A 9,690-nucleotide genomic window follows, 5' to 3' on the forward strand; every position below is an offset into this window, starting at 1 on the left:
CAATACCCTGGTGAATTCACTAGGTTATATTAAGGTGAGATTCGACCTCGCTGGGCCCAAACTCCTGGACACTGGCGTCAGAACTCCGAAAAATGTTCCTTAACAACCGAAAAAAGCGAATAGCCACCGTACTACGTATAATTACCTGCATTTACAGTGGGCCTAAGGCCCTATCGAGGGCAGCAAAATTGCACCCGGGCGCGCGCGAAATTCATCGAGGGGAAGCAAGAACGCGCGATTGCCGCGCACGGCGAATAACCCCCTAGGTCGCGTGTAGGGAGTGTCTGGAGTGCGGTGAACCGCCGCAAATCGGCTTCTCGGCCCCCTTTCGGGTACAATTTAGGTTCGCGAGACACCTCCGAGAGCTTCATTTCGCCCTTTACGGACGTCTTTTAGGAATAGAAGTGGCAGAGAATCCAAATTTTTCCATCGTTAACGTCGATGAGGAGCTGGGACGCTCATACGTTAACTACGCGATGTCGGTCATCATCGCCCGAGCCCTCCCGGACGTCCGAGACGGTCTCAAGCCGGTCCAACGCCGCATCTTGTACGCAATGCGGTCCCTCAACAACACCGCGGACAGCGCCTATATCAAGTGCGCCAAGATCTGCGGCCAGACATCGGGCGACTACCACCCGCACGGCGAAGCGGTCATCTATCCGACCCTCGTCCGCATGGCTCAGCCATGGTCGATGCGGTACCCGCTGATCGACGGGCAGGGAAACTTCGGTAGCGTAGACGGGGACTCGCCGGCGGCGATGCGATATACCGAGGCGCGCCTTACTCCGCTCTCGATGGAGCTGATGGAGGACCTCGACCGGGAGACGGTCGACTGGGCGGACAACTATGCCTCTACGCTTCTCGAGCCGACGGTTTTGCCCGGCCGATTCCCGAACCTTCTCTGCAACGGTTCTCAGGGCATCGCGGTCGGCATGGCGACCAACTTGCCGCCTCACAACCTGACCGAGGTTTGCAACGCGCTGATCCTTCGGCTCGACGAGCCGGAGTGCACTTTGGACCAGGTAATGGAAGTGCTTCCGGGGCCAGACTTCCCCACTTACGGTCTCATCATGGGGACCAAGGGGATTCGGAGCGCTTACGAGACGGGGCGCGGCTCGATCGTCCTCCAAGCGAAGACCCACATCGATCCGGGCGAAAGCGGCAAGTCCGTCATCGTGGTGACCGAGCTGCCGTATCAGGTGAACAAAGAGAACTTAGTCAAGGCGATCGCGCAGATCGCGAAGGATCGGAAGTTCGACGGCATCCTTAACGTTCAGGACTACTCGGATAAGCGCGGCATGCGCGTCGAGATCGAGATCCGCCGGGACGTGAACCCGAACCGGGCGCTGAATTACCTTCTCAAGCACACGAATCTGCGGACCACATTTGGCGTGATCGCGCTCAGCCTGGTGGACTTGGCGCCGCGAACGTGCCCCATCATTACGGCGCTGGACGAGTACATCCGGCACCGCCGAAACGTTATCGAGCGGCGGACCCGGTTCGAGCTGTTCCGAGCGCTCGAAGAGCTGCACATCAACGAGGGATATCAGATCGCGCGGTCGAACCTCGACGAGGTGATTGCCCTCATCCGAGCCAGCCAAGACACCGCCGCCGCCCGCGTGGGACTTATCCGGACGTTCGGGATGAGCCCGGTGCAGGCTAACGCGGTGCTGAACATGCAGCTCCGTCAGCTCACTCGGCTTTCGCAGCACGAACTCGAGGACCGGTTCAAGGATGTCGCTCGAAGGGTTCAGAACCTTCTCGACATTCTCAACGACACCGAGCGGCTCATGAAGGTGATGCGCGACGAGATCGTGGCTTTGCGCGACAAACACGGCGACGACCGGCGGACCAAGATCGTGGCCCGCGAAGCGGGCGAATTCTCGCCCGAGGACCTGATCCCCGAGGAAGAGGCGATCATCTCCATCTCGCGCGACGGCTACATCAAGCGAGTTTCGGTCGACGCTTACCGCCAACAAAAGCGCGGCGGAAAGGGTGTGAACAACACGATGAAGGCGGAGGATGAGCCGGCTCACCTGTTCCAGGTGAACACGCACCACACCATTCTCTTTTTCACCGACCGCGGCCGCGTTTACCGGTTGAAGGCGTACGAGATCCCGGAGAGCGGACGCTACGCCCGCGGCATGCCGGTCATCAACTACATCAACATCGTGGGCGGCGAGCGGGTTACGGCTACGATTTCGGTCAAGGACCTGAACATCGACGGATACCTAACGATGATCACCCGAGGTACCGGCGAGAAGCGGCATGCGGAGATCAAGCGAACGTCGCTCCGCGACTTCGCCAACATCCGAAACAACGGCCTTATCGCCTTCGATATCGAGGAAGGGGACGAGCTCGGCTGGGCTCTGAAGACCCGCGGCAACGACGACGTGATCCTGATCACCCGGGAGGGACAAAGCATCCGGTTCAACGAGCAAGATGCCACTTCTCGCTCCCGCGCTGCGGGCGGCGTCCGAGCGATCTCGTTCAAAGAGGATAACCGCGAGGACCGAGTAGTCAGCGCGGCGATGGTGGACGAGAACATGACTCTGCTCGTAGTCGGAGAACACGGTTACGGCAAGCGAACCCCGCTCTCCGATTACCGAGTTCAAGGACGCGGCGGCAGCGGCATCCTCACGATGAACTGCACCGAGAAGACGGGCAAGATCATCGGCGCGGAAGTGGTGGAAGAAGACGACCGGCTGTTGGTCATGACCAACAAGGGTAAGGGGATTCGGATGAAGGTGAAGGAGATCCGCACCACCGCTCGCGTCGCCCAGGGCGTCAAGTTGGTCAACCTCGCCGCCGGAGACTCCGTCTCCAGCATCGCCCGCATCGTCAAGGGGACCGACGACGGCGACCTAGACATCGAAGCCTCCGGCGAAGAAGCGGTAATCGAAGAGTAAATTCCGGAGCCCCCTCCTCTTGCCGTTGGGGCTGTCGACTTCCTCAAGCCGACAACCCCAATCGCGAGCGGGAGGAGGAGGGGCTCCGGAGTTAACTCACTACCCTTATCGAGCTACAGACTTCTTCCACGACTCCGCTTTGCTTCAAGCCGACGAGCAGTTCTCGGAAGTTCTTCTCTAGGCATGGGTGGGTGAGGAAGACGATCTCGCCACGGGATTCGTCGAGGGTTTTCATTTCCATGGCGGCGAGGGAGACGTCGTGCTCGCCAAACTCGGTGGCGATGATGCCGAGGACTTTGGGGCGGTCTTGGACGACGAGGCGGAGATAGAAAGCGGTTCGAAGGTCGTCGATCGGGCAGGTTTTCAGCGGCTCCTCGTCGAACGGGATCGCGCTGCCGGAGCCTCCGCCGGCGATATTTCGGCCCACATCCAACAGATCGCCGACGACCGCCGAAGCGGTGGGGTCCGAGCCGGCGCCTCGGCCGGAGAACATCAGGTCGCCGACAAAGTCTCCGTGCAGGTAAAGGGCGTTGTAGACGTCGTTGACGCTTGCCAGAGGATGCGTCTTCGGGATCAGAGTCGGGTGAACCCGTGCGAGGATCGTATCTTCCGCGATGGCGTCCACGATCGCCAAGAACTTGATCGTGTAGCCGAGGGCGTCGGCGTATTGCATGTCGAGCAGAGAAACGCCTCGAATCCCCTCGCGATAGACCCCTTCCACCGGTAAGTGCTTGTGGAAAGCGATGCTGGCCAGCACCGAGATCTTATACATAGTGTCGAAGCCATCGACATCGTTCGTCGGATCGGCCTCGGCGTATCCCTTCGCCTGCGCTTCCGCCAAGACGTCGGCAAAGTCCGCCCCCTCACGCTGCATTTTCGTGAGGATGTAGTTAGTGGTGCCGTTGAGGATTCCCATCATCTTCAACACGTCGTTGCCGGCAAGCTGATGCTTCAACGGCTGCACAAGCGGGATTCCGCCTCCTACCGCGGCCTCGTAGTGGAGGTCCAATCCCTTGCTCTTGGCGAGGGAAATAAGCCGGGCGCCGTGTTTCGCGATCAGCTCTTTGTTAGCGGTGACCACGTGCTTGCCATTTCGCAAAGCTCGCTCGACCAGCTCGGCGGCCGGGTCCACTCCGCCAATAAGCTCCAGGACTACCTCGATGGCGGGATCGTCGACGATCGACGTGAGGTCGGTGGTGAACATTTCGGCCGGCAGTTGCCGAGGCTTTGCGGTGTCGCGGATGCCTATCTTCGTAACCTCGAAAGGAACCCCGACCCGGCGAAGAATAGCGTCGCGGTTGTCCTGCAACATCCGGTACGCGCCGCTGCCAACGGTACCGAAGCCAAGGATGCCGACGCGGACGGTGCGAGTGAGGGTGGAGGTCACGCCCTAATTATGGAAGCTAGCCGACGTAGATGATGACGTCGCCCGGGTTTACGATCTGTCCGCTTTGGGCGACGATCTGCAATACGGTGCCGCTCGCGGTGCAGGGGATCTCGTTAAACACTTTCATCGCCTCAATGAGGCCGATAATCTGGCCCGCGGTAACCGTCTCCCCTTCCTTGACAAACGCCGGCGATCCGGGGCTGGAGGAGTTATAGAAGATGCCGGTCATGGGGCTGGCGACGGGAATGCCCTTTGGCGCCGAAGGAACGGCAGGTGCGGCCGCGGCAGTATCGAACGAATACTCTTCATGCGATTCCGTCGATTCCTCGCTTGAGGTCGACGGCTTGGATGCGCTACGGCGACGGAAGGCGATCGTGAGATCCGCGGATTTGAGACGCGCCTCGGTCAGCCGATACTCCTGCATCAGCTCCGCAAGTTCGCCAATCGTCTCCTTGTAGTCCGCCACGGGCGAGATTATGGCTCATCGGGGCGGATCGCGACGAAGGTTCCGGTGAACGTGGCACAGACCTGGCCCCCTTGCTCCAGTCGCGCATGGAGCTCGATCCGCCCTTTTCCTCGCCTAAGCAAGGAAGCTTCATAGCCACGAATTTCGTCGTCCGGCGGGCGCTCGCAGATCGCGGTGAAGTCGCCCTCGATCGGCAGGAGGAACTCAACACGGCTGGAGCGGACGACGAGGCGAACCGAAAACGGAAACCGGGCCGCGTGCCAATGCAACCAGGCCCAAGCGGCAACCGTCGCGATGGCGCCGATGCTGCCGCCGAAGGCGGTATTTCGGTGGTTGATGTTGGGGGCCAGCGGAGCGCTTAGAACCACCCTGCTTTCGTCGGCGTGCTCGACGTTTACCCCCATCGCGGCGGTGAGGGGAATGTGTTCGTGCAGGTATCGCTGAAGAGCCTTGGTCTCCATCAGCGGGCGTTCCGGAACCGATCGGCGAGCGCCCATGCGCCGACGGCGGATGGGGCTCCCGCTTTGGCGACGGGAGTTACCGTGAGAAGAATCGCGCCGATCTCGGCAGGGATATCGCCGGGAGCCCATTCGGAAAACTCCCGGCCCAGGAAGCCGGTATCGATGTCACCTTTCTGGAAGCCCGCGTGAGACAGGACATCCAGGAGGTAGGCGACGTTGGTTCGAACGCCGAGGACGTGGAAGTCGAGTAACGCGCCTCGCAGGCGCTGGATGGCTTCTGCCCGGGTGTCGCCATGGGCGATCACTTTGGCGATCATCGAATCGTAGTAGCGCGGGATCTCGGCATCGGCGGCGTAGCCGGTATCGACCCTCACGCCGGGAGCTTTGGGCTCGGCCCAGGCGAGGATCTTCCCCACCGACGGCAAGAAATTGCGGGCCGGGTCCTCGGCCACGATGCGGGCTTCGATCGCGTGGCCTTTCATCGCGCCCCGGTCTCCGGCGATCAGTCGAGGGTCGATCTCCAAGCGATCACCTTGGGCGATTCGAATCTGCCATTGCACGAGGTCCAGGCCGGTGACCATCTCGGTGACGGGGTGCTCGACCTGCAACCGGGCATTCACCTCGAGGAAATAGAAGGCGCCGGCGGCTTCGTCGACGATGAATTCGACGGTGCCGGCGTTGAAGTAGCCGGCTTCCAGCACGAGCCTCCGAGACGCCTCCGCCATTTGGGGCCACAAGCCGGGCTGGGAATCGAAAAGCGGGGATGGCGATTCTTCGATCAGCTTTTGGTGACGCCGCTGGATGGAGCATTCACGCTCGAAAAGGGTCGCCACATTTCCGTGGCGGTCGGCCAGCACTTGGACCTCGACGTGGCGGGGGCGCTCGACGAGCTTCTCCACCATCATCGTGCCGTCGCCGAACGCCTTGAGCGCCTCATCGGAAGCGGTTTTCAACTCGCCATCGAAGTCGGCGGGATTGTGGACCGCGCGCATCCCCCGCCCGCCGCCCCCGGCGCTGGCCTTGAGCATTACCGGGTAGCCGATCTGGTCCGCGGCCGCTTTGAGCTGCGCGTCCGTTGCGCCGGGCTCGAACATCCCGGGCACGATCGGTACCCCGGCTTGGACGGCGAGCGCTTTCGCATCGGTCTTGGCGCCGAGGCGGCGCATGGCGGAAGCCGGCGGCCCCACGAAAAGGATCCCGGTCTTCGCGCATGCGTCGCTGAACTCGGCGCGCTCGCTGAGAAAGCCGTAGCCGGGATGGATCGCGTCGGCGCCGGTGGCGCGGGCAGCGTCCAGGATTTTGGCGGCGTCGAGATAGCTGGCGGACGGTTCTGGCGCGCCGAGGGCAACCGCTTCGTCGGCCAACTGAACGTGCATCGCGTCGCGATCGGCGTCGCTGTAGACGGCGACGGTTCGCACCCTCATTTCTCGCGCGGCGCGGATTACCCGAACGGCGATCTCGCCTCGATTTGCGATGAGCAGCTTCTCGATCATCCTTGATAACTCGCTTTGCGTTTTTTCGAGGAAAGCCGAGATTCCCTCTTTGGCCTCCTCATTCGCCCGCGTCCGGGCGAGGAGGGCGGCGGCTTCGGGGAGGCTCAGCGGCGGCTCCTGGGCCAGTTGCTTCGCGCTGGCGACCGCGGCGGGGCCGGCGGCTAGGACAGCTTTGATCCGTTTTGCGACGGCGGCATCGAGGTCGTCGGGAGGGGCGACGTCGTGCACGAGGCCGATGCGCAAGGCGTGGGCAGCGCCGAATGCTTCCCCGGTCGAAAAGAGGTGGCGGGCATGACCAGCGCCGATCTTGGGCAGAACGAACGGGGAGATCGTCGCGGGTACCAGGCCGAGGCGGACCTCGCTAAAGGCGAAGAGGGCGTCTTCGCTCGCGATCGCCACGTCGGACGCGGCGACGAGGCCGCATCCCCCCCCAAAGCAAGCACCGCGGACCCGAGCGATCACCACGGCATGACACTCCACCATGCTTTGGAACAGCTGGGCCAAGTGGAGGGCATCTTCGGCGTTCTGCTCCTCGGTGTAACCCGCGGCCTTTCGCATCCAGGCGAGGTCTCCGCCCGCGCAAAACGTGTCGCCGCTGCCGGTCAGCACGATCGCCCTGACTTCCGGAGCGACGTGCGTGAAGACGGTCGAGAGCTGAGCGATCAGCTCGTCGTTAAAGGCGTTTCGAACCTCAGGACGATCGATGGTTACGCGAAGGACGGCTCCCTCAGACTCCACGTTGAGCATCGGCGAAGTATGGCACGGCGGCGGGAGTTCGCCCCCTTACGGCACAATTCATACGTGCCCGACATTGTCCGCACGCGGCCGTACGCGATCGATCCAGCAGGTCTGGCGCGGGCGACGCACTTGATGACCCTCCGGAGGCTGGTGATGTACGTCTTCATCGGCGGCGCGGCGGAGGTCGCCGTCCTCGCACTGCTTGGCGTCCCTTGGTACATCTCGGCGCCTAGTCTCGCGGTCGCTTTTACTATGCTCACGGTGACGAGGCGGCATCGGATGGCGACAAAGCTGGCCCGAGTGCCAGGACTCGCGACTGAACGAGTTGCGGAGGTCAGCCAGGACCAGATCACGGTTCGCTCGCTAGGAGATGCCGAGGAAGTCAAGCTCCTTCTAGAGAACCTATTTTGGGTGAAGCGGTACGGAGGCTTTTATTTATTGGCGATCGATCGCCAACAGTTTCTTCCGGTGCCGGCCGATGCCTTCGTGTCCGATGATGAGTCGCGATTCCAAGAATTCTTACGGCACCGCGTTCCAAAGGTGGAAGGGTTCTAGTGCTTATCGAAACCTCCAGCTATCGGGTTAGCCGTACGGAACTGACCAACCTGGCGACCGCGGAATATCTGCGCCAATTCTGGTGGTTCGTCGCGGTGACGCCGGTCTTTGGCCTGCTCGCGTTGATCTTCGGCAGCGGGCCGATGCAGGCGATCGGAATGTTCGCGATCCTTTGGCCCTTTTCGATACCCGCGCGTTCGGTTCTATCGACAGCCAAGACTTCCCGCCTAGTCTCCGGCGGCTGCCGGGTTCGGATTAACGACGATTTGCTCGAGTTTTTAGGCGAGAAGCCCGGCCCATCGGGCAAGCCGTATCGAATGGTGATACCTTTTGTCAACGTGCGCGAGCTCGTCCGGCGAAAGGAGTTCCTGCTCGTCCGCACTCGCCAACTCGCTTTCGTGCCGATTCGCCTGGACGCGTTTGGATCGCCCTCCGAAGTTGATATGCTCGAGGCAAGGTTACGTAGGCTGGAATAGCACTCGCGAGGTTCTCGCAGAGCCTAAGAAGCACGAGAATATGAGTTGGACCGTAGTCGGGAGATAATGGTCATCAACGAAATAAGTTCACATTTCCTCGCCAAATTTCACCCGTAGCCCGTGGCTTTAGCCGCGGTTCAAGGTTCTACCGGGGATAAATCCTCGGGCTACGGGCAAGCTAAATGTAAACCCAAACGGTGAATGGGCATTATCCTTCGGTGGGACCATGAACCGCGGCTATCGTCGATGTGGTTTAGGTCGCGGTTGGCGATCGTTTTTTGCTCGGGCGGGCCGCCTGAGATACACACGGGCAAGCTGCCCGTGCTACGTGAAGCCTTGACGATTACCAACTCGGAAGTCGTCGGTCTTCAGAATAGAAAAATAACGCCGCGGCCCCGGTTTCGAGGCGGACGTCGACCGTACTTCCGAGGCTCTTGTTCGACAGGCTGACGAAGGCGGTGAGACCAAGTTCGTCGTTCTCCAGAGGCCATTCGACCCCCGAGAAACTCACGCCCGTGCAGGGACTCAGCGGCATCAGAGAAGCAGTTTCTCCGGGGGAGGTGGCGAAGCTTTGTTGGGCGGGGCCACGGAGGATGTAGCCGAGTCCTGAGCGAAGCGCCAGGCGAACGTCGAGCAAGGAGCGGACCGCGCTTCCGAGAGTTGCCAATACGTGGTCGAGGCGATCTCCTTCGAGGCCGATCAACGTGATTCGGTTGTGACCGCTTCGCTCGGTGAGCGTGAGAAGCTTGTCGCAGTCGCTCGTCTCCTGATCCGGATCTTGGATCAGGCGGCGAAACGGAAGGACGGATCGAATCGAATCGAGATCGCCGATGGTGGTATCCGGCGGGACGCCCGCCTCCAGAAGCCGGTCGCCTCCCCCATCGGCGGCGTACACGACGTCGGCCGAGCGAGCCCAAGCGTTCAGTTGTTCCAGAGGCATATCCGCCCCGGCAAGGACCCCAAGGACGCGGGGATGATTGGCACTCACTGCGCTATCGTACCGGGCCTTGAGACGCTATCGCGATTTTTCCGTTACGAGGTAGACGACCGTGTATAGGAATGCAGAAATCGGCAGTAAATCGGCTCAAAACGGTCCAATGTAGAGAAAAACTTCGGCATTTCGGGCTGGCTGGGCATAGCTAAGCTTAATCCTGCATTTCGACCAAATCACGGTAAGTCAACCGTTGGGTTCTCTCCCTAAGCCT

General features: G+C 61.3%; 8 protein-coding genes. 3 read left to right on the plus strand and 5 right to left on the minus strand.

The annotated features are described in order from the left end of the window. Nucleotides 1–404: 404 nt before the first annotated feature. Nucleotides 405–2,909 carry a DNA gyrase subunit A gene (gyrA, locus tag OP10G_RS23640; protein ID WP_025227957.1) on the plus strand — a complete coding sequence of 835 codons (2,505 nt, stop codon included), beginning with the start codon at nt 405–407 and terminating at the stop codon, nt 2,907–2,909. Nucleotides 2,910–3,000: 91 nt separating this feature from the next. On the opposite strand, the gene OP10G_RS23645 is transcribed toward gyrA, so the two are convergent. From OP10G_RS23645 to OP10G_RS23660, 4 genes are read right to left on the minus strand one after another with little or no spacing between them, the layout of a single operon-like run. After that, nucleotides 3,001–4,296 carry a homoserine dehydrogenase gene (locus OP10G_RS23645; protein WP_025227956.1) on the minus strand — a complete coding sequence of 432 codons (1,296 nt, stop codon included), beginning with the start codon at nt 4,294–4,296 and terminating at the stop codon, nt 3,001–3,003. Between the two features lie 16 nt (nt 4,297–4,312). After that, entirely contained in the window at nt 4,313–4,762 is a 450-nt protein-coding gene (locus OP10G_RS25505; protein ID WP_025227955.1) for an acetyl-CoA carboxylase biotin carboxyl carrier protein, read from the minus strand. A gap of 8 nt (nt 4,763–4,770) precedes the next feature. Continuing rightward, entirely contained in the window at nt 4,771–5,223 is a 453-nt protein-coding gene (locus OP10G_RS23655) for a YiiD C-terminal domain-containing protein (protein ID WP_025227954.1), read from the minus strand. Then, the gene (locus OP10G_RS23660; RefSeq protein ID WP_084179708.1) at nt 5,223–7,463 is read right to left on the minus strand and encodes an ATP-binding protein; all 2,241 of its coding nucleotides are present in this window, start codon (nt 7,461–7,463) and stop codon (nt 5,223–5,225) included. Before OP10G_RS23660 ends, OP10G_RS23655 begins: the two co-directional genes overlap by 1 nt. A gap of 54 nt (nt 7,464–7,517) precedes the next feature. On the opposite strand from OP10G_RS23660, the gene OP10G_RS23665 reads away from it, so the two are divergent. Further along, a complete protein-coding gene (locus OP10G_RS23665; protein ID WP_144241346.1) occupies nt 7,518–8,009 on the plus strand; it encodes a YcxB family protein in 492 nt (163 codons plus the stop codon). After that, a complete protein-coding gene (locus OP10G_RS23670) occupies nt 8,009–8,485 on the plus strand; it encodes a hypothetical protein (protein ID WP_025227951.1) in 477 nt (158 codons plus the stop codon). Before OP10G_RS23665 ends, OP10G_RS23670 begins: the two co-directional genes overlap by 1 nt. 343 nt (nt 8,486–8,828) lie before the next feature. Here the strand turns inward: OP10G_RS23670 and OP10G_RS23675 are convergent, their stop codons facing one another. Beyond that, the gene (locus OP10G_RS23675) at nt 8,829–9,473 is read right to left on the minus strand and encodes a thiamine diphosphokinase (RefSeq protein WP_025227950.1); all 645 of its coding nucleotides are present in this window, start codon (nt 9,471–9,473) and stop codon (nt 8,829–8,831) included. Between the last annotated feature and the right edge of the window lie 217 nt (nt 9,474–9,690).

This window comes from Fimbriimonas ginsengisoli Gsoil 348 (genome assembly GCF_000724625.1).
GTDB lineage: Bacteria > Armatimonadota > Fimbriimonadia > Fimbriimonadales > Fimbriimonadaceae > Fimbriimonas > Fimbriimonas ginsengisoli.